We start from the raw sequence: 24454 nt of genomic DNA, 5'->3' as shown, positions 1-24454 counted from the left end.
CATGCCGACCGAAGTCATTCTTCCCAAGGTCGACATGGACATGGCGACCGGACAGATCTCGCGCTGGTTCGCCGAGGAGGGTGCCCGGGTCAAGAAGGGCGACGTGCTGTTCGAGATCGAAACCGACAAGGCGGCGATGGAGATCGATGCGCCGGCCAGCGGCGTGCTGCGCGATGTGACGGGCAAGGAAGGCGTCGACATTCCGGTCGGCGCGCCGGTTGCGTGGATTTATGCCGATGATGAAAGTTATGCGCCAATCTCCCCTCTCGAGGGGGAGATGTCGGCAAAGCCGACAGAGGGGGTCGCCTCAGGAGGCACCTCCCAGTCCAGCACCGCCCTTGCGCTGAGCCCGGTCGAACCGACCCCACCCGACCGGCCTTTGGCCGGCCACCCTCCCCTCGAGGGGGAGGGGAAGACCCGCGCGACACCCTTGGCTCGTCGTTTGGCCCGGGAAGCAGGGCTGAACCTGTCAGGCCTAACAGGCTCCGGACCCTATGGCCGCGTGGTGAAGGCCGATATCGAAGCCGCGATCTCCTCCCCCTCGAGGGGGAGGTGTCCGCGAAGCGGACGGAGGGGGTCGCCCCAGAAGGCACCGCCTTTGCGCCGAGCCCAGTCGAACCGACCCCACCCGACCGGCCTTCGGCCGGCCACCCTCCCCTCAAGGGGGAGGGGGACGTTCTGCGCCTCTTCGAACCCGACTCCTACGAACTCGTCCCGCATGACAATATGCGCAAGACCATCGCGCGGCGGCTGGTCGAGGCCAAGACCACCATCCCGCATTTTTATCTGACGCTCGACTGCGAACTCGATGCGCTGCTCGCGCTGCGCACGCAGATCAATGCTGCCGCCCCCATGAAGAAGACGGACAAGGGTGAGGCTCCCGCCTACAAGCTGTCGGTCAACGACATGGTGATCAAGGCGATGGCGATGGCCTTGAAAGCGGTGCCGGATGCCAATGCCTCATGGACCGAAAGCGCCATGGTCAAGCACAGGCATGCCGATGTCGGTGTCGCCGTGTCGATCCCAGGCGGTCTCATCACGCCGATCATCCGCAAGGCGGACGAAAAGACGCTGTCGACCATTTCCAACGAGATGAAGGATCTGGCCAGCCGCGCCCGCAGCCGCAAGCTGAAGCCGGAAGAGTATCAGGGCGGCACGACAGCCGTCTCTAATCTCGGCATGTTCGGCATCAAGGACTTTGCCGCGGTCATCAATCCGCCGCATGCGACGATCCTGGCGGTCGGCGCCGGCGAGGAGCGCGCGGTGGTCAAGAACGGCGAGATCAGAATAGCCACCGTGATGTCGGTGACGCTGTCGACCGATCATCGCGCCGTCGACGGAGCGCTCGGCGCGGAACTGCTGGTCTCCTTCAAGCGGCTGATCGAAAATCCGATGGGCATGCTGGTCTAGATCAAGGCGTCTTGACGGGTATCGGGAAAGCATAATTCCGGGCGCCAGTTGCGCCGGCGGCCACAATGGTCATGAGGCTTGCGGAAGGTCACTTCCGCAGGCCCTCTCGCCGTGCCGTGAGAGCATTTCAAGCCAAGTTGTTGCTTGATCCGATCGCGCATGTGCGCTGTCATCCACCAGTCATATGCGCCGTGCAGGGAGGGGACGGGAACCGGCCACAACACCGGACCGCTCATGCACGGACAAGACAGGAGGTCTCATGAAGACGCTACTCATCAAGCTGCTGGCCAGCCAGCTGGCGCTCGCGGCAGCTTTGTTTGCCGGCGTGGCAAGCGCCGAAACACTGACACTCTACACATCGCAGCCGGAAGCCGACGCGGCCAAGACCGTGGACGCCTTCAAGAAGGCGCAGCCCGGCATCGACGTGACCATCTATCGTTCCGGAACCAGCGACATCCTCACCAAGATGGCGGCCGAGTTCGCAGCCGGCAGCCCGCAGCCCGACGTGCTGCTCATCGCCGATGCGGTCTCGATGGAGCTGCTGAAGAAGGACGACCGGCTGCTGCCCTACCCCGAAGCCAAGCTCGACGGCATCGAGGCGGATGCCTATGACGCCGACAAGACCTATTTCGGCAGCAAGCTGATCACCACCGGCATCGTCTACAACACCGCGGCCACGCAAAAGCCTGAGCATTGGGCCGATCTCGCCAAGCCCGCCTATGCCGATGGCCTGGTCATGCCGAGCCCGCTCTATTCGGGTGCCGCCGCCTATCTGCTTTCGGGCTTCGCCGGCGATACTGACTACGGCTGGGATTTCTTCCAGAAGCTGAAGACCAACAACACCGTCAGCGTGCGCGGCAATGGCGCGGTGCTGAAGTCGGTGGCATCGGGCGAGAAGCCTTATGGCATCCTGGTCGACTTCATGGCGATGAACGCCAAGAAGAAGGGCTCGCCTGTCGAGTTCGTATTCCCCTCGGAAGGCGTTCCGGCGGTGACTGAGCCGGTCGCCATCATGAAGACCGCCAAGAATGTCGACGGTGCCAAGAAGTTCGTCGACTTCATTCTGTCGGATGAAGGCCAGAAGCTGGCGCTGTCGATGGGCTACCTGCCGGCGCGCGGTTCGGTCGGCCGCCCCGACTGGCTGCCGGAAGGCGTCAAGGTCAAGGTGATGCCGTTCGACACCAAGGCGATCGTTGCCAAGACCGACGCCGACAAGGCGAAGTTCCAGGAACTGTTCGGCGGCTGAGCCGGCAATCGCGGCGGGATGCCGTTTCGGCGGCATCCCGGACCTTGGGAACGCAGTCATGGCAACACGGATCAGGGAAAGCCGCGGTCAGGAAATGGCCCTGACGGCGGCAGTGGCCGTCGTCATCGTGCTGCTTTCGCTGCTGCCCATGCTGCGTCTCATCAAGGAGATCGTGGCACCCGGTGGCACCTTGTCGACCGTGGCCGTGGAGGCCGGATTGCGGAGCCCGGCGACCTGGATCGCGACCTGGCATACGCTGGTCGTCGGCATCGGCGGCACCTTGCTTGCCGTGCTGTCGGGAACGCTGGTGGCGGTTCTCGTCTCGCTAGCCGACATACGCGGCCGCAGCGCCCTGGTGCTGTGCTACGTCATGCCGCTGATGATCGCGCCGCAGGTGACGGCGCTGGCCTGGCTGCAATTGTTCGGCCCGGCCAGCCCATTCCTCAAGCTGTTCGGCGCGGCACCGCCGCTCGGCACGAAGAACCCGCTCTATTCGACCTCGGGCATCATCCTGCTGCTTGGTGTGCAGTATGGCCCGCTGGTGTTCCTGCTGGTGCGGGCAGGCCTGCGCAAACTGCCGCGCGAACTGGTCGAGGCCGCACGCGCCGGCGGCGCCGGCTGGTTCACCGTGCTGGTCACCATCGTGCTGCCTTTAATGACACCATCGATCATGGCGGCCGCGGCACTGGCCTTCGTGTCCTGCGTAGGCAATTTCGGTATTCCCGCCTTTCTCGGTATTCCCGCCAACTATCTCGTGCTGCCGACGCTGATCTATCAGCGGCTGGCCGGCGGCGGTCCGGCGGTGCTGGGCGAGACCGCGTTCCTGTCGGTGCTGATCGGCGTCATCGCCATGGCCGGCATCTTCGCGCAGGAACTCATGAGCCGTCGACGCGACTACCGCATCAGTTCCACCTCACTGCCGGCCGAGCCCTACGAGCTTGGCCGCTGGCGACCGGTCGTTCAGGCAGGCATGTGGCTGTTGATCGTGCTGGTGCTGTTCCTGCCGCTGTTCGGGCTGGTGCTGACCTCGCTGGTGCCGGGCTACGGCATCGCGCTCACCGCCAAGACCATGACGCTCGACAATTACCGCTTCGTTCTGTTCGAGCATGATGCCGCCAACCGAGCCTTCTTCAACAGTTTCTGGCTGTCGATCGCGGCCGCCTTCTTCGCGGTCATCGTCGCCGTTCCGATCGGCTATCTCATTGCCTGGGGCAAGCAGCGCTGGGTGCGGCTACTCAATTTGTCGGTCGAGCTGCCCTATGCCTTGCCAGGCGTGGTGCTGGCGATCGCCTCGCTGCTCTTGTTCTTGCGGCCGATCCCGCTGACCGGCATCCAGCTCTACAACACGGTCTGGATCATCCTTTACGCCTATCTCGCCCGTTTCCTGGTGCTGGCGCTGCGGCCGACCATCAGCGGTTATCACCAGATCGACCGGGCACTGGAGGAAGCCGCACAGGTGGCGGGGGCGGGGCTGTTCATGCGCCTGCGCACCATCATCTTTCCACTGGTCGCGCCGGCGGCCATCGCCGGTGGCCTGCTGATCTTCATGACGGCGCTCAGCGAACTCACCGTGTCGGCGCTGCTGTGGTCGTCGGGTTCCGAGACGATCGGCGTGGTTATGTTTTCCTTCGAGCAGGGCGGCGATTCCAACTATGCGGCGGCGATGTCGGTCATCACGGTTACGGTTACCTTCGCGCTGATGCTGGTGACCAACCTACTTGCCCCGCATCTTCCGAGCGGAGTTCTGCCATGGCGCGACTGACCCTAGACCATGTGACCAAGAGCTTCGCCGACTTCGATGCGGTCAAGGACGTCTCGATCGATGTCGCCGACGGCGAGTTCCTGGCCGTGCTCGGGCCGTCCGGCTGTGGCAAGACGACGTTGCTGCGGCTCGTCGCCGGTTTCGAGAAGGTAACCTCGGGCGAAATCCGCATCGGCAGTGATCTCGTGTCGAACAGCGGCGGCAGCGTCGCACCGGAGAAGCGGCGCGTCGGCATCGTCTTCCAGAACTACGCGCTGTGGCCGCACATGACGGTCGCCGAGAATATCGGCTATTCGCTGAAGGTGGCGAAGCTCGACAAGGCGATTGCGCGCCAGAAGGTGGAAGACGCGCTCGCTTTGGTCAATCTGCAGGGGCTGGGCGAGCGCAGGCCGGCCAATCTGTCCGGCGGCCAGCGCCAGCGCGTGGCGTTGGCGCGCTGCCTTGTCGCCGCGCCGTCGCTGGTGCTGTTCGACGAGCCGCTCGCCAATCTCGACGTCCACCTCAGAGCCTCGATGGAGGACGAGTTCGCCGCCTTCCACAAACGCACCGGCACGACCATCGTCTACATCACCCATGATCAGGCCGAGGCGATGGCGCTGGCCGACCGCATCGCGGTGATGGACCACGGCCGCTTGATGCAGTTGGCGACGCCGCGCGAACTCTATCATGAGCCGGCAAACGAAATGGTGGCCTCCTTCATCTCGCAAGGAATTTTGTTACCCGCGGATGTCTTGTCCAGTGAAGATGGCGGTCACTGCGAGGTCCGGGTTCTCGGAACCGAACTGGTGGTCCGCTGCCGCCCCGGCGAGCGGCCACGCGCGGGCGCGAAAATCTGCTGCCGGTCGGCTGATCTCGATGTGTCGCCGGATGGTGCGGGCCTCGACGGTTTGGTCAAGCGAGTGATCTACCAAGGGGGTGCCGCGCGCATCGAATTCGCGCCTGCCGCCGCTCCCGACCTCACCTTGCACTTCGAACAGCCCGACCCGGTCGTGCTGGAGAGCGGAGCCCAGGCGCGGCTGCGCATAAAGTCCGGCTGGCTGATCCCGGCCGCAGGGACAGCCCCGTGATGCTGGACTTGCTTGGCGGCTTTGAGTTGCGCGCCGGGAACACGGCCCTGCGCGTCGTGGTCCAGATCACCAAGCTGTCAGTGGCCAAATTGCGCCAATCCCGTGCTTATGCTTGAAGCCGCCGCTATTTCATTCCACATCGGTCAGGATGAAGGACGAGGCACAAGAACGGCGTCGGAATCTGCTGTGGGGCATCCCCGCATCGCTGATCCTGCACGTGCTTGTCGTGGCGCTCCTGTTATACGGTATACCCACGCCTCCCCAACAGCCGCAGGAGGAGCAGCCGGTCAATGTCGCGATCGTGCCTCCACCCGATCAGCCAAAGCCGAAACCTGTTCCTCCGCCGCCGCCAAAGCAGCCCAAAGCCGAAAAGCCACCGGAACAGAAGGTGGAAAAGCCGCCCGAGCAGCCACCTAAGCCGGTGAACACTCCGGTTCTGAAGCCCGTTTTCCAGTATGGCGAGAAAGATACCGGGCCCGAGAAATCTCTCGACGGTGGCAGCGCTCAAGCCAACGCGCCGTCGCCGGCCAAGGAGGCTACCAAGCCGCCGGTCGAACCGAAGCCGGCACCAACCCAGTCCGCTCCGTCAGCAAATCCCGAGGAACAGGCAGATACCAGAAAGGCCGACGAGAAGCCGGTAACCGCCTCGCCGGACGCCAACCCCGCGCAAAGCGAGGAGAAGCAGGCGACTGAGGATACTGACAAACAGCAGCCGGACAAACAGGAGGCGGCGCCGCAAACCGACGAGAAGCAAGCGGTGCCAAAGCCATTGGCTGCCGAGGCCGGCGGCAAGCCTGCACCGCCACCCCCTGCCGAAAAGGCAAAGCCTAAACCTGCAAAGCCGATGAAGTTCAAATCCGCAGGGGCCTTCAAAGCCCCGAGCGGGAAGGCAGGAAGGTCAAATCCCACCAATACCGACATTGCGGGATCGCCGATCTATTCCGGCCTTCCGGGCGTCAGGAAGCTTTACTCGCAGGGAGCAACCGGCGATGCGTTCGCCACAAGTTCCATGGAGAACGTGCCGCGCGATCAGCGCGTTGCCAACCTTTGCGGCAACGTTCTGGACCAGGAATTGCAAAGTGCCGATTATACACCCAAATGGGTGCCGACCATTCCGCTGAAGCTGGGTAACGTTCTTAACCCTCCGCAGGCCGCCTTCAGCACAAGAACCCAATGGTACAATCTGAACTTCCGGTGCGAGGTCGACGCCGATGCGACGAGGGTCCTGTCGTTCAACTTCCGGGTCGGGTCATTGATCCCGCCCGGCGAATGGGCAAGCCGTGGATTCACGAAGTATCCGTTAAATTAGGCCGGCAGGCCGAGTCCTGGATGCCGAAGGCCAGCGGCGAATTTACGCCAATCCAGTGCTTATGCTTGAAGCTGCCGCTATTTCATTCCACATCGGTCTGGATGAAGGACGAGGCACGAGAACGGCGTCGGTATCTGTTGTGGGGCATTCCCGCATCGCTGATCCTGCACGTGCTTGTCGCGGCGCTCCTGATATATGGCCTGCCAATTCCTCCCCAACAGCCGCAGGAGGAGCAGCCGGTCAATGTCGCGCTCGTGCCTCCGCCCGATCAGTCGAAGCCGAAACCTGCTTCTGCACCGCCGCCTAAGCCACCGGAACCGAAGGTAGAAAAACCGCCCGAGCAGAAGGTCGAAAAACCGCCTCCGTCGGAAAAGCAGGCGCAGAAGCCCTCGCCAGTCGAGGTGCTGAAGCCTGTTTTTCAGTTCGGCGATAAGGATACCGGCCCGAGGAAATCCCTGGATGGGGCGAGCGCTCAGGACAGATCGCCGTCTCCGGCCAAGGATGACGCTTCGAAGCCGCCTGTCGTGCCGAAGCCCGCAGACAGTCAACCTGTCACGCCGGCAGACTCCGAGCAGCAGGCAGCTTCAAGCGCGGAGATGGACAAACAACAGGCCGCTAAACAGGAGGCAGACAAGCAGGCGGCGCTCGACGCCGCCAAGCAACAGGGCGAGGCACCAGCGCCTTTGGCTGCCGATGGCGGCGACGGCGAGATCGAGCTTCCCATGTCGGCCGTAACGCCGCAGCCCAAACCTACAAATGCGCCGAAGCCCAGCCCCTCAAAAGCCTCGAAGTCTGCATCGCGGAACGGTTCGGGCTTTCCGGGTGTTCGCAAGCTCTACTCGCAAGGCGCTACCGGCGATGCACTGGCCACGACCGCGATGGACGCGGTGCCTCGCGGTCAGCGTGCTGCCATACTTTGCGCCAACGCGTTGCAGCAGCAGTTGCTGGATGCCTCTTATTTTCCCAAATGGGTGCCATCTGTTTCGCTGAAAGCTGGCAATATTGTCGACGGCTCGGATGTCGCTTTCAGCACCACAACGACGTGGTACCATCTGAGCTTCCGGTGCGAGGTCGACACCGATGCGACGAGGGTCTTGTCGCTCGACTTCCGTGTCGGCGCTGAGATTCCACGCAGCGAATGGCCGCGGCCTCTCTAGTTTCTGCCAGCCTAGGCCGGCACGCCGAGCCCGGACAATTGCCGGCTAATTTCTTGCCAGTCGGCGCAGACGAAATCGGCACCCGCCGCCGTCAGCCGCGCGCCGTGCTCGGCATAGGTGTGGCCGCCGCCGGTGTAGCCGATCGCCGTCATGCCGGCGGCAACGGCACCCTGGATGCCGAAGGGCGAATCCTCGATGACGATGCAGTCGGCCGGGTCGGCCCCCATCCTGGCTGCGGCGAACAGGAAGATGTCGGGCGCCGGCTTGCCGTTCTTGACCATCGAAGAGCTGTAGATCGCATCGCCGAACAAATGCGCCAGCCCGGTGACGGCAAGGCTGTGGTTGATGCGCTCGACGGAGGATGACGAGGCAACGCAGCGGTTGCCCTCGAGTGTTTCCAGAAACGCGGCGATTCCCGGCGTCGGCTTCAATTCCTCGGTGAACAGGATCTTGGTCTCGGCCCAGATGTCGCCGTCGGCCGTGGCGGGAAATTGATGCCCGGTCAATTCCTTGATCCTGACGATGATGTCGGACTGCTTCATGCCGACGCATTGGGCGATGATGCCGCCATGGACGCCTGGCATGCCGTGCCTTTCATAGACGCGCTCATAGGCCCTGGCGGCCAGCGGCTCGCTGTCGACGAGAACGCCGTCGCAATCGAAGATGATAGGCCTTGGTCGCGCCACGCGCTTCTCCTCAAGTCAAATTCCGCACATCGCTATCGGCAAAAAGTCAAATGTTCAATAGTGCGATGTCTTGAGAGCGTTTTGGGCGTGAGACGGTGAGCTGTCAAAGCTGGCGCAGCGCATCGCTTGCGCGCGTGGAACCGAGCGCCCGTTGCATGGCTTGCCGGGACTGTGCCCGGTCCGGGGTGATCCAGTTCGGTTCCGCACCGAGGAAGCGATCGAGGAAAGCCACGGCATAGGCCGGCATCTCGGTGACGTTCTCGCGATAGGACCACCAGGTGCGCAAATCGTCGGCGCATTTGTCGATGCTGGGCGCCTTGCCGAATTCCTGCTCATAGATCGCCGAAATCACCGAGACGCAGTAGTTGGTGTAGAGGAAGCCTTCCGGCCAGAAGCGGATGATTTCCAGCGTGCCGGCATTCTGATCCGTTTCGATGAGCTCGGCGAGGCCGGAGATTTCCCGGGCCGGCGCCTGCTTGATCAGCTCACGCAGCACGAGGCCGGCGGCAAAGACGATGAAGTCGGCGCGGTCTATCGCGGCGAAGCGCTTCTGCGCCTCCATGATCTCGACCCAGTCGAGAAAAGCCCTTGTCAGCTTCGCCTCGTCGATCTCGAAACGCACGCCGAACGTGTCGGAAACCACCTTGGCGCTGCCGCGAAAGGTGGCGCGGAACCAGCGCAGCTGCCGCAAGCGGTGGCGCAGGTCGGGCATTAGGGCCAGTTCATCCCTGAAGGGCAGTTCCATTGCATGCATCCCGTTTGACGACAGGCTAGCACAGCCGTGCCGCCGCCGAAATCGGCGACGGCCCTGTGGATGGCGTGGTGGAGGCCAATATCATACATATTGACATTCTCGGAAACAAATGTTCTCACTTTGCTGTTGTCGCGTGCCGGTCCAAGGTGCGGTTCAACGAAGGCTTCGGGAGGAGAACCGAATGGCGATTTGGCAGTGGGGACTGCTTCTGCTGGTTATTGTGTGGGCGCTGCAGTCGCTCGGCGTCTGGCTGCAGATGCGGCACTATTCGGATGTCTTTCGAGGCGTCACCGACCAGTACAAGGATGGCTTCGTCGGAGCCGGCAATTTTCGCGGCCGGTTGGCCAAGGGCACCATCGCGCTCGTCGTGGTGACACCTGACCTGATCGTGCGCCGCCTGATGGTGATGAGCGGCCGGTCCGTCTTCACCAAGTTCAAGAGACATCAAGAATTCGAGGGTGTTCCCCTCGATCGACTCCGGTCCAACCCTGCGATCATGGGGGAGGGGGAACCCGGTGTGGCCGAGGCCGTGAAGCGGGCGATCGAACAGATCGACAAAGCACGGTCGGAGCCGGGGAAGAAGCCGGGTCTATCCGGTTTGAACGTAGCAAGGGCCTAGAGGACGCCGCGCACCGACTGGGATGACCGGCGGGCGGCATAAGGAGGAGAAATGTCTGTATTTTCGTTGTTGGCGCAGCATGCCGACATGGCCGTGCACAATCTGCATGTCGCAGGTGCCATGGTCTCGGATGCTGCATTGCATGGCAAGCTCGCCGTCGAGCATGCGTCCGATCATCTCGTTGTCCTGGCGCAAGCAGACAGCGGACCCATAACCGTCGATCAGTTCAAGGAAAAGCTGAAGGAAGTCCAGCAGGAAGAGCAGCTCGGCTGGCTGACCGCCATCGGCAAGTACTTCATCGGCATCTTCCAGAAGGGCGGCGAAGTGTTCGCCGGCTTCGTCACCGGCATCATTCCGACGCTGGTGGTGCTGATGACCGCCTTCTACGCCGTCACCGAGCTGGTCGGCGAGGAGCGCGTGCACGGCCTGGCGCGCGGCGCCGGCAGGATTGCCTTGACCCGCTATACACTGCTGCCGCTGCTGGCGGTGTTCTTCCTGACCAATCCGATGGCCTACACGTTCGGATCGTTCCTCGAAGAAAAGCACAAGCCGGCCTTCTATGACGCGGCCGTGTCCTACGTGCACCCGCCGCTTGGCCTATTCCCGCACATCAATCCGGGTGAATATTTCGTCTGGGGCGGTATTCTCGTGGCTCTGCTCGAGCTTGAGAAGAAGGGCGTTGTCGTCGCCGGTTACCACGTCAAGGTGGCGATCTGGTACGCCATTGTCGGCCTCGTCGTCATCCTGCTCAAGGGCATGCTGACCGAGCGCATCACCATGATCATGGCACGCCGCCAGGGCGTCGAGCTGTAAGGGCGGGAGGACATCATGGCCAAGACATTCAAAGCCGTAAAAATCTCCCGGGGCAACACAGGCTGGGGCGGCCCGCTCGTCATCGAGCCGACCAGCCAGCGCGACAAGGTCGTCTCCGTCACCGGCGGCGGCATCCATCCCGTGGCCCAGTTGATCGCCGACATGACTGGCGCCACGGCCGTCGACGGCTTCAAGGCGCCGCCGGTCGAAGGCGAGATGGCAGTGGTCGTCGTCGATTGCGGCGGCACCGCACGCTGCGGCGTCTATCCGCGCAAGCGCATCCCGACCGTCAATCTGACGCCGGTCGGCCAGGCTGGGCCGCTCGCCCAGTTCATCACCGAGGACATCTACGTTTCGGGCGTGAAGCCGGCCAACGTCACAATGGCGGACGGATCCGAGGCGGTCACCACTGCGGGGGAGCAGCATCGATGAGTTCAAACAACAACAACGCAGCCGCGGCGCCACAGCCGCTGCCGAGCGAAGGCGGGCTTATCGGCCTGATCAGCTCGATCGGCCGCGTCATGGGCCGGGTGGTCGGCATCTTCTTCAATTCCGGCCGCCGCACGATCGACCAGGTGGTGCGCAACGTGCTGCCGTTCATGGCCTTCGTGACCATGCTCATCGGCCTGATCCTCTACACCGGCATCGGTGACGTGCTCGCCCAGCCGATGGGGCCGCTGGCCAACAACATCGTCGGCCTGCTGATCATCTCGGCGATTTGCGGCCTGCCGTTCCTGTCGCCCATCCTCGGGCCAGGCGCCGTCATCGCGCAGGTTATCGGCGTGGCCATCATCGGCCCGCAGATCGCCAATGGCACGATTTCGCCGGCGATGGCCCTGCCGGCGCTGTTTGCCTACAATACCCAGGTCGGCTGCGACTTCGTTCCCGTCGGCCTGGCGCTCGGTGAAGCCAAGCCGAAGACGATCGAAATCGGTGTTCCGGCGGTGCTCATCAGCCGTCAGATCATGGGCCCGGTCTCGGTGCTGATCGCCTGGGTCGTCAGCCTGATTGTGTTCTAAAAGCAATTCCAGGAAAAGTGTCAGCGGTTTTCCGTCAGGAATTGCGTCAAAACAAAGAGATAGAGCGGTTCGCCGTTTCCGTGAAAACGGTGAGCCGCTCTAAGGAAAGTTGAAAATGAGGTTCGCCATATGACGGTTCTGTTGAGAACACGGGTCACTGCCATCGGGCCCGAAGTGGCGGATCTTGCCGAAGGGGGCGTGGTCATCCTGTTTGCGGATGGCTCGCCGCCGGAGCTTGCCGAGGTTTCGGTGCTCCACAAGACGGAGCTCGGACCCAGCGACGGCGCGCCGCAAAAGGGCGCGTCGATCACTCTTGGTCCGGTTTCCGCAGTCATAACCGCCGTCGGCTCCAGCGCGTGGAGCAAGGTGCTCGAGATGGGCCACGTCGTCATCTCGTTCAACGGCGCCACCGAGGCCGAGAGGCCGGGCGAAATCTGTGCATCGCAGGTCGACGCCCAAGCGCTCGTGGCCGCCCTGAAGACAGACGCGATCATCACCATCGCCGCCTGAAGCATTCGCGCCGCGGCCGTCTGGTCACGGCGCTAGGAAAAGCAGAGTATTTGCCATGGAACGCTCGACCATCGTCAGAGTGCATGAAGGTTTGCACGCCCGTCCCGCCACGCGGTTCGTCAAGCTCGCCAAGGGCTTCGAATCCGATGTCGAACTGGTCAAGGACGGCAAGGCGGTCAGCGCCAAAAGCTCCGTCAAGCTGATGCTGCTGGCGGTCAAGGAAAACCAGGAAGTCACCGTGCGGGCCAACGGCGCCGACGCCATCGAGGCGATCGAAGCGCTGATCGGCTATCTGGAAAACCCCAAGGCGGGCCTCGACGATGAAGCCGAGCCGCACAGCCCGGCCAATGATGCCGGCCAGGAAACGGCACCCGCACCGGTGCTCCAATCCGTGCCCGGTCAGGCAAACGGCTTGCGCGGTGTCGCCGCCAGCGAGGGCGTCGCCATCGGGCCAGCTTTCGCACATTTCCCGCCTGACATCGCCGGACAGGGCCGCCTGTTGCAGGCTGACGAAATCGCCGGCGAGATCGACAGGTTCCGTACCGCCGTCGCCGCCGTCCAGGCGCGCATGGACCGAGCCCTGGCGCAGGACAGCCTGTCCGCGGGAGACCGTGGCATCGTCGCGGCACTCAGGGATATCGCCGCCGACGACAGCCTGACCGGCGAGGCCGAAAAGGCGATCAAGGGCGGCAATGATGCGGTCTCGGCCGTCATCACCGCAGCCGCCACCATCGCCGCCGATTTCAACGCCGTCGACGATCACTATCTCAATGCCCGGGCGGACGATGTCCATGCCGTGGGGCGGCAGATCTGCCTGGTGCTGCTCGGCCAGGACGACGTCAGCCTCGAAAACATCCCCGAAGGCGCCATTCTGATCGCCGACGACATCGGCGCCTGGGATCTGGCGCGCGCGCCGCTGAAGCGCATTGGCGGCGTCATTTGCGGCCATGGCGGCGCCACATCGCACATCGCCATCATCGCTCGCTCGCATGGTATTCCGGCGGTGTTGGGCCTTGGCGACCAGGTCAATGCCTTGCGCACCGCGCGCGACGTGGCGCTTGACGGCAACACCGGCCATGTGATCATCGACCCGGACGCGGCGACGCGCGCCGATTACGCGGGCCGTGTCGAGGCGGCGGCCAAGGAACGCGCCGGCCTGACCGCCTTCAAGACGGTGACACCCAAGCGCGCCGACGGCAAGGTGATCGAGGTCGCGGCCAATATCGGCTCACTGGAGGAGATCGAGGCGGCGCAGGAAGCCGGCGCCATGGGTGTCGGCCTGTTCCGCACCGAGCTACTGTTCATGCGCCACATGCACCTTCCCTCGGAAGACATGCAGGCCGAGACCTATGCGGCGTTGGCCAAGGCCTTTGCACCCTATCCGGTCATCGTGCGCACGCTCGACATCGGCGGCGACAAGCCGATTGCCGGCATCGAGTTCCCCGACGAGGAGAACCCCTTTCTCGGCTGGCGCGGCATCCGCATGTGCCTCGACCGGCCCGATATCTTCAAGCGCCAGCTCAGGGCGCTGCTGAGGGCCGCTGTGCACGGCAACATCAAGGTGATGCTGCCGATGGTGTCCGATATTTCCGAAGTCACGCGCACCCGCGCACTGGTCGACGAATGCGCTGCCGAACTCAAGGCCGAAGGCATGGCGCATGCGACGTTCGATCTCGGCGTAATGATCGAAACCCCGGCCGCCGTGTTGATCGCGCCGGCGCTGGCCAGAGAGGTGGCCTTCTTCTCGATCGGCACCAACGACCTGACCCAGTACATCATGGCCGCCGACCGGCTCAACCCGACCGTCGCCAAGCTCAACGACGTCACCAATCCGGCGGTCATGTCGGCGATCGAGTTGACGGCCAAAGCCGGCGTCGCCGCCGGCATCATGGTCGGCATGTGCGGCGAGGCCGCCGGACGGCCGGATTTGATCCCGGCCTTCATCGAGATGGGCCTGACCGAGCTTTCGATGAGCCCGGCCTCGATCCAGCGCGCCAAGAAGACGATCACGGCCATGGCAACCGGGGACTAGTCCCCGACAGCTGCCGGAGCTACGGCAAATGCGCAAGCAAGGTGGCAAAGACCGGCGTCAGTTCCTCGACCGGGCTTGCCTTGGCGCAGGCCTGCACAATGCGGTCGTGACGGATATCGGCGGCCAGGATGGCGATCTCCAGCATGTCCGGCTCCGGCGCGCCGTCGCGGCCGGTTGTCGCCAGGCCGCAGGCCAGAACGACCGGCGCCAGGCAGCTTATGTCGGGCGCCCGTTCGCCTGCCGTTTCCGGCGCGGCTTCGGCAAAGCGCACCGGTCGCTGGTTGAGCAACTCGACCAGCAGCGCCGCGCAGGTGGCCGCGATTGCCTGCAGTCCGGCAGCTCCGGGCATGGCCAGGGCAGCCAGCAGATCGCCATGGCGCTTGCGCATCGTGGCATGCGCGGCGGCGAAATCGGCTTCGTGGATGCGGGCATTGTCGATCTTCAGCCCGGCCAGCACCGCCTTGGTCAGATAGTACATGTCGCGCCGGAACAGGCGCTCGGCGCTCAACTGCTGGTCTTCGTTTCCGGCCGGGAAATAGGTGCCGAGGCCTTTCACGGTCGTGCCGTCCACCTTGATCGGGCGCTCATGCGGGACGAAGGATTCGGCGATCGACAACGCTTCGTCGACGGCGCTCGCGGCATGGCTGAGCAGGCCCTCGATGCCCTTGCCCGGAAATGGCGGCAGATGGCTGGTCGCTTCGCGCAGGACGCTGGCGTCGCCGCTGCCGTCATGGCGGCTCTGGCGGATGATGTCGCGGACTTCCCGCAACCGGTCCTTCAGATTGACGCGGACGTCTTCGGAGATTTGTCGGAGCATCGCGGATCGCCTCGAAAGTGCCATGGAGGGCGGCCAGCAGGGGGCCGGCCACCAACTCTACATTGTTCCTATCGATTGGTAGATCAATAGGCGATACTAGGCCAGCACGCAGAATCGGCGACGGCGCGCTCGTCCGTCGCCGCGGGGGAGGGATGATTTGGCCAGGCGACGACAAACCGGAGAGGGGCGTGCCGAAGAGGGGTGGGCGGGAGCCGAAACGACCGAACAGGTCGCTAGTGAAAGCCGGACGGACCGCCTCAGGATCCGGGCCGCCTGGATGTATTTCGTCGAGCAGATGACACAGAACGAGATCGCCGATGTGCTCGGCGTCGGTCGCGTCACCATCGTGCGCATGCTGGCCGAGGCGCGGGCGCGCAACGAGGTGAAGATCACCATCGAGAGCGAATTGTCGGAGATTGTACGGCTGGAGCGCGCCTTGGAACGGACGTTCGGCCTGCAGCAGGCACTGGTGGCGCCGCTCACGGCGCCCAATGCCGATCCGATCCCGGCGATCAGCGCCAAGACCGGGGCTTTCCTGTCCGACACGATGAAGTCAGGCATGCGTGTCGGCGTCGGCTGGGGCCGGACGCTGTTCTCCAGCCTGCCCTTCATCAGCGCCAAATCGCTCACGGACTTCAAGGTCATCTCGCTGCTGGGCGGTGTCGGCGTCGTGCGGCGCTACAACCCGGCCGAGTTCGCCTGGCGCTTCGCCCAGATATTCCAGGGCGACGGCTATCTGATCCCGACGCCGGCCGTCGTCGACAGCGTCGAGACGAAGATCGCGCTGGTCGAGCGCTGCGGCCTGCAGGAGGTTTTTGAGATGGCCAACGTGCTCGATGCCGTTCTGCTGAGCGTCGGTGGCATTGCTTCGGCCACCACCTTCTCGCGCGGCGGCTTTCTCAGGGAAGCGGACCGGGAGGCCCTGCTCGAGCGTGGTGCCGTCGGCGACCTTCTGTTCCATTTCTTCGACCGCAATGGCGATCTGGTCGATCATCCCGTCAACAGCCATGTGATGTCGGTGGAGGTCGACCGTCTGCGCGCGGCGCCAATCCGCATCCTCACCTCCGGCGGCGAGGAGAAGACCGAGGCGCTGCTCGGCGCCATGAACCTGATCGCGCCGACGATCCTGATCACCGATGAGGAAAGCGCAAGGCGTATGCTCGAGGCGGTCAGCGCAAGCTGAAGGATCCCGTGATGTAATCGGGCCAGGCCTGCTGCTCGTCGAAAACGGCGGCGAGATCCGGTGTGTCCGCCAATATTCCGCCGAGCACCAGCGCCGTGGCGACGCCGGCGCCGTTGCCGCCCGCTATGTCATGCTCGACGCTGTCGCCGACGCAGACCACGCTGCCACGCTCAGGCTCGCCGGCCAACGCCAGGGCGGCATCGAAAATCGCCGGATAGGGCTTGCCGATGCGGGTGACACTGCCGCCCAGGCTTTCGTAGAGATCGGCGATCTCGCCGGCGCCGAAGCGCGGTCCGACCGCCGTCAGCATGATCCTGTCGGGATTGGTGCAGAAGCACGGTACCTGCCGCGCCGCTGCCCGGGCAAGTAGTTCGCGATAATGGTCGAGGTCATGGCGGTCGCCCTCGCTGGCCGAGATCAGCACCAGCTCGGCGTCTTCACCGGCCTCGGTCAGCACGAAGGGCAGGCCTTCGATCGCCGTGCGGTCGTTGTCGCGGCTGATCAGCAGGCATTTCGTCCCCGGACGCAGCTTTCCCGATGCCGCCATGTCATTGAAGGACCGCCACGCCACCTCGCCGGAGGAGACAAAATGGTCCCAGCTTCCGGCGGCGAAGCCGAGCTTCAGCAGTCGGTCCTCATTGGGTCTGGCGCGCTTGCCGGAATTGGAGATCAGCACCACCGTCTTGCCGGCGCGCTTCAGTTCCGACAACGCCTCCACCGCGCCGGGATAAGGAGCCTGGCCGTCATGCAGTACGCCGAACTGGTCGAGCAGGAAGATTTGGTAGCGCTCAGCCAGCGGTCCGATGCCGTCGAGGCGTTCGATTGTTTTCGCGCTCATAGCAGTCCCGCCTTGCTTGCACCCTTCAGCGCCAGCCGCGCCGTGCCGGCGGCCGCCTCGTCGGAAAGCGTGGGCAGAAAATCGACGCCGAGCTTGCGTTGCCGGATCGCCGTCCAGGCCGCATTTGCCGCGCCGCCGCCGACACTCCTGACCGATGTCAGCGCCGGCGCGCCGAGTTCGGCCAGCCTGCGGTAGCCGAGCGCTTCGATCGCGGCCATGCCCTCGAACATCGCCTTGAGATAGTCGGCGTCGTTATCCGGCCTGGGGGTAAGGCGCGGCGGCAGGGCCGGATCGGCGATGGGGAAGCGCTCACCGGCCATGCCGAGCGGATAGTAGTCGAGGCCGGTTTCTGTCGTGGGGTCGATCGCGGTACTCAGCTCGATGATCCGCGCCAGTGAAAAATGCTGCGCCAGCACCTTGCCACCGGAATTCGACGCGCCACCCGCCAGCCAGGTGTCGCCGAGGCGATGGCTGTAGATGCCGAAGCGCGGTGCCGAGATCGGCCGGTCGGAGAGGATCTTGATGGTGAGCGAAGATCCCAGTGCCGTGACGCCTTCGCCGGCGGCCGTGGCGCCCGTCGCCAGGAACGAGGCGCAGCCATCCGTGGTGCCGGCGACCACGACCACATCGCGCGGCAGACCGAAAAGCTGCGCGGCAGCGGCAGTGAGCGTGCCGGTGACATCGCTTGGTTCGACGACTCGCGGCAGCAAATCCATGCGCATGCCGGTCGCCGCGATCCAGTCCGGCCAGCGGCGCGCCTCGACGTCATAACCTGTCTTCAGCGCATTGTTCTCGTCGCTGACATCGAAGCGGCCGGACAGATTGCCGGCGATCCAGTCTGCCTGGTGCAGCACGGCTGCGATGCCGGGCAGATGCTGGAACCGCAGGGCCTTGGCGAGGCCTGAAGTCGCGCCGTGCGCGGCACTTGCCTCAGGCGCCTCGCGGGCGACGGCGGCCAGGATGTCGGCGTCGTCGACCTTGTCGTTGTACATCAACGGTTCGGCCAGCGGCCGCCCGGCGGCGTCGACCGGCAGCAGCGTGCCTGACGTGCCGTCGATGGCGATGGCGCGGACCTCGGCACGGTCGATGCCCGAAAGCAGCTCCGTCAGAGCCGTCTGCACGGCTTGCCACCATGCCGAGGGGTCTCGGGGATTTTGGCCAAATCTGTCGAGCCGGACAGCGGACTGGCCGGCAATGGAAAAATCCGGGCGCATGGCGACGGCGCGCGCGCCCGACGTGCCAATGTCGATGCCGATGACAAGGGGCATCATGTCTTCAATCCTTTGCTAGCCGCCGGCGGCATTGAGCTTCTGGCGATACTGCTCGGCGTCCCAATTGACCAGTTCGTCGTTCTCGGCGGCGGTGAGATAGTTCAATCGTGCCGCGACATCGACGCGTGCTGTCACGTCGCCGAGGCAGCGTTGCATGGCATCGGCTCCGGCGCTGGCGTCGCCGCGCATCAGCACGCCGGCGCCCGGAAACAGGATCGCCACAGGCAGTGCGCCGAGCCGCGCGGTGACGCTGGCCGCGTTCTCGCCCGGCTTGGCCACCACCGAACCCTGGCCGAGGAAGATGACATGGTCCGGATAAAGGCTGCCGGCCTCGGCCATGCGGCGGCTTTCCGCATCGAGCGCGACCGCATGCGCTTCGGCATCCGCCGGCAATCGATAGACGCTGTCGCTGGCAAGCGCCGTCAGGGCCGCGATGTCGGGCGCTGCAGTCGCACGCGCCGGCCGTGCCAGCAGCGAGCGGACGCGGTGGAGCAGCCGCTCCGCCTCGGCGACGGTTTCGGCGGCGACGACCAGTCCGTGATTGCCGAGGATCAGCACGTCGACACCAGGCCGCAGTTTCTCGGCAATGCCGCGGGCAAGCGGCAGGCCCGGCCGGAAGTAGGGCACATAGGCCCATTCGATGCCGGCGAGCCGCCTGGTGACCTCGGCCTCCCCATCGGCCTGCACGGCAAGCGAAATCGTGTCGACGCAGTGGACATGCAGCACCACCCGTTGCGGCATCAAGGCATGCACCGTGGTTTCGATCGACGGGCGCAGGCCGCGCGGATTGAGTTCATCGATGGCAAAGGCCTGCGGCTTGTCGGCGGCCGGATCGCGTTCTTCGACCGCCTCGAGCAGCGGCGCCATCGCCACCGGCACCATGATGTCGTCGCTTAGCGCATCCTTCAACCAGGTGCCGGAGGCCTTGATCCACAGCGTGTCGCCGGCCTTGAGCGAGGTGTTGCCGCCCGCCGCCTGGGTCATAAGCGGGTTGAGCCCGATGCTGGCAGAAAGCGCCCGCAAGGCCGCCAGTTCCTGCGCATCAGCTTGGGTTGCCATGGCGCCTTTCCCTCAACGCTTGCGCGAAATCCCGTCGCCCGGGCCGCTGTTGGCGCTGATATCGCAGATACGAGCGACTTACGTCAACAGTGATCTACTATCATCAAAACTGGCTTGCAATCCGACTAATGTTGAGTAAGTTGCACCAACTGCCGTGGAAAATGGCACTCGGGAGGAAAGAGTTGAGCGATTCCGGCCGCCAGCGTCAGATCGTCGAACTGCTGCGGGACCGCCCGTTCGCCTCGGTACGCGAACTGCAGGAGCGGCTGGGTGTTTCGGCGGCAACGGTCCGGCGCGACATCGACCGGATCGACGAGGCCGGTGAGGCGCGCAAGGTCTATGGCGGCATCTCGGCGCTCGACGGCGCTTCACAGGCGGGCATCGCCTATGCCCGGCCCTATGACGAGAACCGTGACCTCGCCGTCGAGGCCAAGCGGCAGATCGCCGCCATCGCGGCGACCATGGTGCGCGACGGCGACGCGGTCATCGTCCATGGCGGCTCGACCTGCTTCCATCTCGGCGTCAAGCTCGCCGACCGCAACATCCGCCTCTACACCAATTCGATGCCGCTCGCGGCCTATCTCAGCGACCATGGCCATTGCAGCCTGACGGTCGCCGGCGGCGACCTGCATCGCGAACCCGGCATCATCCACTCGCCGACCCAGGCAACGCCCTTCTATGCCTCGAAATTTTTCCTCGGCGCGCAGGGCCTCAACCAGGAAGGCGTGTTGGAATCGCACCCGCTGCTGGTGCGCTCCATCGTCGAGCTCAGCCTCTGCGCCGACCAGATGGTGGTGCTGGCCGATAGCCGCAAACTGTCGATCCACGCGCGCAATGTCGCGCTGCCGCTGTCGCGCATCGGCACGCTGATCACCGATGACGGCCTTTCGGATGCCGATGCGCGCATGCTGGAAGATGCCGGTGTCATGGTGCGGATTGCCTCCACCTCGGGAGCGATCGCGTGAAAGTGGCAGTGCTCGATTTCGGCAAGACCAATTCGAAGCTGTTCGTCTTCGGCCAGGATGGACGCATCCTTGACGAGCGCCGGACCCAGCCGAAATGGATGCGCCGAGACGGCTTCAGCGTGCTCGACGAGGCCGGCCTGCATGATTGGGCGCTCGGTGCCGTCACCGATGCGGTTGAAAACCATGGCGTCGAAGGGGTGATGGTGTCGGGCCATGGCTGCACCTTTGCCCTGGTGGACGACACGGCGCTGACGCGTCCGATCCTCGACTACGAGCAGGAACCGCCGGCCGAGACCGCTGCCCGGATCGATCGCCGCATTCCGGATTTTGCCGAGACGTTCTCGCCCCGCTTGCCGCTCGGCTTCAACTATGGCCGTCACATGTTGTGGCTGCAGGAAGTCGATCCCGATGTGTTCGTGGCGGCGAAATCGATCCTCGGCTATCCCCAGTACTGGAGCTGGCGCCTCGGCGGCCGACCCGTCTCGGAAGTCTCCTATCTCGGCTGCCATTCGCATTTGTGGGCGCCGCGCAAACGGGACTTTTCCTCATTGGTCGACGCCGAGGGGTGGCGCGGCCAGATGCCGGCCTTCGCACGCGCCGGCGCGGTCATTGGCGAGCGGCGTCTCGGCAGCAGCTCGCCGCCGATCGCCATCCACAATGGCGTCCACGACTCGAATGCGGCGCTCTATGCCTATCGCCGCCAGAAGCTTGGCCCGCTGACAGTGGTGTCGACCGGCACCTGGGTCGTCGTGCTCAATCCCGATTGCCCGCTGGACGTGCTCGATCGTGACCGCGACATGCTGGTCAATGTCGATGTCGACGGCGGCCCGGTGCCGACTGTCCGCTTCATGGGCGGGCGCGAATTCGCCGCCATCAGCGACGGCTGGCAAGGCGCGATTCCGCATGGCGCGGTCGAGCAAGCGATCGACGCCGGCATCATGGCGCTGCCGAGCTTCGCGCCGGGCGGGCCGATGCCGGACCGTCCCGGCCGGCTGGTCGGGTGCACGCCCGATGCCGGAGAACGCGCCGCTGTGGCGCTGCTTTACGTGGCGCTGATGGTCGATCTCTGCCTCGACCTGATCCATTCGCAGAACACCGTCATTGTCGATGGCGGGCTGAACACTGGCGGCCTGCTTGCCGGGCTCGTGGCGCAGCTGCGTCCCGGCCAGGCCTTCCTGCAAGGCGCCACGCTGGAAGGCAGCGCCACGGGCGCGGCCGCGCTCGCGTTCGAGAGCGTCGGACGCGACTTCGCCGCCGAGGTGCCGGAGCCGGTGCATGCGACGCGCTTCGGTGGCCTTGCCGGCTACCGCGACACTTGGCGTGATCGCGTTGCCGGTCACGGCGCCGCCGTCAAGGCGGCAGGTGGTGCACGATGAGCGCGACCGCGCAGAAGCAGGCGAGCAGCCATCCGGTGCTGGAGATGCGCCACATCTCCAAGACCTTCGGTGCGATCCGCGCCTTGCAGGATGTTTCGCTCACCGTTCATGCCGGCGAGCTGCACGCACTGATGGGCGAGAACGGCGCCGGCAAGTCGACGCTGATGAAGGTGCTGTCGGGCGCCTATCGGCCGGACGCCGGCGGCGAGATCCTGATCGATGGCGTGCCCGCCGCGACCGGCGATCCGATCAAGGCACGGGCAGCGGGCATCGCTGTGATCTATCAGGAGCTGTCGCTGGCGCCCAATCTGACGGTGGCGCAGAACATCTTCCTCGGCAACGAGCCGCGGCGCTTCGGCATCGTCGACCGCGACCAGTGCAGCCGGCGCGCGAACGAAATCATCGCGCGGCTCGGTGTCTCCTTTTCGGCGCGTGCGCTGGTCTCAAGCCTGTCGCTTGGCGAGCGCCAGCTGGTCGAGATTGCGCGCGCGCTGTCGACCAATGCGCGCATCATCGTCATGGACGAGCCGACGACATCGCTGACATCGCGCGAGACCGACAGCCTGTTCGAAGTGATCGCGACGCTGAAGGCGCAAGGCATCGCCATCATCTACATCAGCCATCGCATGGAAGAGGTCTACCAGCTCGCCGACCGCGTCAGCGTGCTGCGCGACAGCGGCTATGTCGGCACGCTCGAGCGCGCCGACCTCAACGCCTCGCGGCTGGTGTCGATGATGGTCGGCCGCGATCTCTCCGCCTTCTACAAGAAGGATCATCGCCCGCCGGACGCGAAGCGCGCCGTCGCGCTTTCGGTACGCGGCATGTCCGACGGGCGCCTGCTGAAGAACTGCTCGTTCGACCTCCACAAGGGCGAGGTGCTGGCTCTCGCGGGTCTCGTCGGCTCCGGCCGCACCGAGCTTGCCCGGCTGATCTTCGGCGCCGACAGGCGCAGCGCCGGGACGCTGGAACTCGATGGCAGACCGATCTCCATCGGCCCGCCGCGCGAGGCGCTCGATGCCGGCATCGCCTACCTGACCGAGGACCGCAAGGAGCTCGGCCTGTTCCTCGATATGTCGATTTCCGACAACATCAGCATGGGCGTGCTGGCCAGGGACGCGCGGGCCGGCGGGTTCCGCGATTTCGGCGCGGCCGACAGGCGCGCGGCAAAAGCCATTGCGGATCTGTCGATCCGCACCCGCTCGGCGCAGGTCAATGCCGGCTCGCTGTCGGGCGGCAACCAGCAGAAGGTGCTGCTCGCCCGGCTGCTGGAGACCGAGCCGAAGGTCGTCATCCTCGACGAACCGACCCGTGGCGTCGATGTCGGCGCCAAGTCGGAAATCTATCGGCTGATCGACAATCTCGCCAACAGTGGCATCGCCATCCTGATGATCTCCTCCGAATTGCCCGAGGTGATCGGCGTCGCCGACCGCGTGCTGGTGATGCGCGATGGCACTATCGCGGGCGAGGTGACGGCATCCGGGGGCGAGCCGCTTCGTCAGGAAGCGATCATGGAACTTGCGACGGGAGCGGCCCAGGAATGACCGACAAAACGATGACCAGCGTGGATCAGGTGACGGTCAGGAGCCGGCGGCTGCGCACGGCCTTCGCCGCGCTTGGCATGCTGCCGGTGCTGGTGCTGCTGGCGGCGGGCTTCCAATTCATCAATCCCCGCTTCCTCACCGAAACCAATCTGCTCATCGTCACGCAGCAATCGTCGATCAACATCGTGCTTGCCGCCGGCATGACCTTCGTCATCCTGACCGGCGGCATCGACCTGTCGGTCGGCTCCATCCTCGCCGCTTCGGCGATGGTGGCGGTGCTGGTGTCGCTGGTGCCGGACTGGGGCCTGCTCGGCGTGCCCGCTGCCATCCTGGCCGGCCTTGGCTTCGGTCTCATCAACGGGCTGCTCGTCGCCTATATCAGGCTGCCGCCCTTCATCGTCACGCTGGGCTCGCTGACGGCCGTGCGCGGCATTGCCCGCCTGCTCGGGCAGGACACGACCGTGTTCAACTCGGACCTGCCGTTCGACTTCATCGGCAATGGCTCGCTGTTCGGCATTCCCTGGCTGGTCGTCATCGCACTGTCGGTGGTCGTTTTGTCCTGGCTGGTGCTCAAGCGCACCGTGCTCGGCACCTGGATCTATGCCGTTGGCGGCAATGCCGAAGCGGCGCGGCTGACCGGCATCAAGGTGCCGCTGGTGCTGCTCTTCGTCTATGGCGTGTCCGGCCTGCTCGCGGGCCTCGGCGGCGCCATGTCGGCGGCGAGGCTTTACGCCGCCAATGGCCTGCAGCTCGGCCAGTCCTACGAGCTCGACGCCATTGCCGCCGTCATCCTTGGCGGCACCAGTTTCGTCGGCGGCGTTGGTTCGATCTGGGGCACGCTGATCGGTGGCCTGATCATCGCGGTGCTCTCCAACGGGCTCATCTTGGCCGGGGTTTCGGACATCTGGCAGTACATCATCAAGGGATTGGTCATCATCGTGGCGGTCGCCCTCGACCGCTACCGGCTCCAGGCAGGGGCAAGAACGTGAGTGACCTGGTCGCCGGCATCAAAGACCGGCT

The 24454-nt window shown here is 64.8% G+C and carries 20 protein-coding genes and 2 pseudogenes; 16 read left to right on the top strand and 6 right to left on the bottom strand.

The annotated features are described in order from the left end of the window. The first annotated feature begins 1 nt into the window (after position 1). The 6 genes and pseudogenes from HB778_RS10540 (at position 2) to HB778_RS10515 (ending at position 7951) form a co-directional block, all read left to right on the top strand. Positions 2–1410: pseudogene (locus HB778_RS10540) on the top strand (pyruvate dehydrogenase complex dihydrolipoamide acetyltransferase). 259 nt (positions 1411–1669) lie between these two features. Further along, a complete protein-coding gene (locus tag HB778_RS10535; RefSeq protein WP_183463633.1) occupies positions 1670–2656 on the top strand; it encodes an ABC transporter substrate-binding protein in 987 nt (328 codons plus the stop codon). 58 nt (positions 2657–2714) lie between these two features. Further along, complete coding sequence (locus HB778_RS10530) at positions 2715–4418, top strand: ABC transporter permease (RefSeq protein WP_183463632.1); 1704 nt, start codon at positions 2715–2717, stop codon at positions 4416–4418. After that, positions 4406–5485 (top strand): ABC transporter ATP-binding protein, encoded by a 1080-nt coding sequence (locus HB778_RS10525; protein WP_183463630.1) that lies wholly within the window; start codon positions 4406–4408, stop codon positions 5483–5485. Before HB778_RS10530 ends, HB778_RS10525 begins: the two co-directional genes overlap by 13 nt. Before the next feature lie 148 nt (positions 5486–5633). Continuing rightward, entirely contained in the window at positions 5634–6794 is a 1161-nt protein-coding gene (locus HB778_RS10520; RefSeq protein ID WP_183463628.1) for a DUF930 domain-containing protein, read from the top strand. A gap of 101 nt (positions 6795–6895) precedes the next feature. Further along, positions 6896–7951 carry a DUF930 domain-containing protein gene (locus tag HB778_RS10515; RefSeq protein ID WP_183465053.1) on the top strand — a complete coding sequence of 352 codons (1056 nt, stop codon included), beginning with the start codon at positions 6896–6898 and terminating at the stop codon, positions 7949–7951. Positions 7952–7962: 11 nt separating this feature from the next. On the opposite strand, the gene HB778_RS10510 is transcribed toward HB778_RS10515, so the two are convergent. Together HB778_RS10510 and HB778_RS10505 are read right to left on the bottom strand one after the other, a co-directional pair. Then, positions 7963–8637 (bottom strand): HAD family hydrolase, encoded by a 675-nt coding sequence (locus HB778_RS10510; protein ID WP_183463626.1) that lies wholly within the window; start codon positions 8635–8637, stop codon positions 7963–7965. Between the two features lie 103 nt (positions 8638–8740). Beyond that, positions 8741–9382 carry a hypothetical protein gene (locus HB778_RS10505; RefSeq protein WP_183463624.1) on the bottom strand — a complete coding sequence of 214 codons (642 nt, stop codon included), beginning with the start codon at positions 9380–9382 and terminating at the stop codon, positions 8741–8743. A gap of 190 nt (positions 9383–9572) precedes the next feature. On the opposite strand from HB778_RS10505, the gene HB778_RS10500 reads away from it, so the two are divergent. The 5 genes and pseudogenes from HB778_RS10500 (at position 9573) to ptsP (ending at position 14384) form a co-directional block, all read left to right on the top strand. After that, positions 9573–10010: a transcriptional regulator GutM gene (locus HB778_RS10500; protein WP_095201366.1), complete on the top strand. Its 438-nt coding sequence runs from the start codon at positions 9573–9575 to the stop codon at positions 10008–10010. Positions 10011–10061: 51 nt separating this feature from the next. Beyond that, the gene (gene srlA / locus HB778_RS10495) at positions 10062–10823 is read left to right on the top strand and encodes a PTS glucitol/sorbitol transporter subunit IIC (RefSeq protein WP_095201367.1); all 762 of its coding nucleotides are present in this window, start codon (positions 10062–10064) and stop codon (positions 10821–10823) included. A gap of 15 nt (positions 10824–10838) precedes the next feature. Further along, a pseudogene (gene srlE, locus HB778_RS10490) lies at positions 10839–11842 on the top strand (PTS glucitol/sorbitol transporter subunit IIB). A gap of 129 nt (positions 11843–11971) precedes the next feature. Beyond that, a complete protein-coding gene (locus HB778_RS10485) occupies positions 11972–12352 on the top strand; it encodes a PTS glucitol/sorbitol transporter subunit IIA (protein ID WP_183463622.1) in 381 nt (126 codons plus the stop codon). A 55-nt stretch (positions 12353–12407) separates the two neighbouring features. Next, positions 12408–14384 carry a phosphoenolpyruvate--protein phosphotransferase gene (gene ptsP / locus HB778_RS10480; RefSeq protein ID WP_183463620.1) on the top strand — a complete coding sequence of 659 codons (1977 nt, stop codon included), beginning with the start codon at positions 12408–12410 and terminating at the stop codon, positions 14382–14384. 19 nt (positions 14385–14403) lie between these two features. Here ptsP and HB778_RS10475 read toward each other — a convergent pair whose 3' ends face one another. After that, entirely contained in the window at positions 14404–15201 is a 798-nt protein-coding gene (locus tag HB778_RS10475) for a hypothetical protein (RefSeq protein ID WP_183463618.1), read from the bottom strand. A gap of 157 nt (positions 15202–15358) precedes the next feature. On the opposite strand from HB778_RS10475, the gene HB778_RS10470 reads away from it, so the two are divergent. Further along, complete coding sequence (locus HB778_RS10470) at positions 15359–16384, top strand: sugar-binding transcriptional regulator (protein ID WP_183463616.1); 1026 nt, start codon at positions 15359–15361, stop codon at positions 16382–16384. Here HB778_RS10470 and HB778_RS10465 read toward each other — a convergent pair. Genes HB778_RS10465 through HB778_RS10455 form a run of 3 tightly spaced genes read right to left on the bottom strand, consistent with a single transcriptional unit; the run spans position 16371 to position 19552 of the window. Continuing rightward, positions 16371–17222: a TIGR01459 family HAD-type hydrolase gene (locus HB778_RS10465; protein ID WP_183463614.1), complete on the bottom strand. Its 852-nt coding sequence runs from the start codon at positions 17220–17222 to the stop codon at positions 16371–16373. The two genes, HB778_RS10470 and HB778_RS10465, sit on opposite strands and share 14 nt — an antisense overlap. After that, positions 17219–18493, bottom strand: a complete 1275-nt coding sequence (locus HB778_RS10460) for an FGGY-family carbohydrate kinase (RefSeq protein ID WP_183463613.1) — start codon at positions 18491–18493, stop codon at positions 17219–17221. Before HB778_RS10460 ends, HB778_RS10465 begins: the two co-directional genes overlap by 4 nt. Before the next feature lie 15 nt (positions 18494–18508). Next, a complete protein-coding gene (locus HB778_RS10455; RefSeq protein ID WP_183463611.1) occupies positions 18509–19552 on the bottom strand; it encodes a class II aldolase/adducin family protein in 1044 nt (347 codons plus the stop codon). Positions 19553–19734: 182 nt separating this feature from the next. Here HB778_RS10455 and HB778_RS10450 point away from each other — a divergent pair, with 182 nt between their 5' ends. From HB778_RS10450 to HB778_RS10435, 4 genes are read left to right on the top strand one after another with little or no spacing between them, the layout of a single operon-like run. After that, positions 19735–20517, top strand: coding sequence for a DeoR/GlpR family DNA-binding transcription regulator (locus HB778_RS10450; RefSeq protein ID WP_183463609.1), 783 nt, complete (start codon positions 19735–19737; stop codon positions 20515–20517). Continuing rightward, on the top strand, positions 20514–21893 hold the full coding sequence (locus HB778_RS10445; RefSeq protein WP_183463607.1) for an FGGY-family carbohydrate kinase: 1380 nt from the start codon (positions 20514–20516) through the stop codon (positions 21891–21893). Before HB778_RS10450 ends, HB778_RS10445 begins: the two co-directional genes overlap by 4 nt. Further along, positions 21890–23434, top strand: a complete 1545-nt coding sequence (locus tag HB778_RS10440) for a sugar ABC transporter ATP-binding protein (protein WP_183463605.1) — start codon at positions 21890–21892, stop codon at positions 23432–23434. Before HB778_RS10445 ends, HB778_RS10440 begins: the two co-directional genes overlap by 4 nt. Beyond that, positions 23431–24423, top strand: coding sequence for an ABC transporter permease subunit (locus HB778_RS10435; RefSeq protein WP_183463603.1), 993 nt, complete (start codon positions 23431–23433; stop codon positions 24421–24423). The genes HB778_RS10440 and HB778_RS10435 overlap by 4 nt, the downstream gene beginning before the upstream one ends. Positions 24424–24454 lie beyond the last annotated feature (31 nt).

Source organism: Mesorhizobium huakuii (assembly GCF_014189455.1).
GTDB lineage: Bacteria > Pseudomonadota > Alphaproteobacteria > Rhizobiales > Rhizobiaceae > Mesorhizobium > Mesorhizobium huakuii_A.
This window is presented reverse-complemented; position numbering and strand designations above follow the sequence as displayed.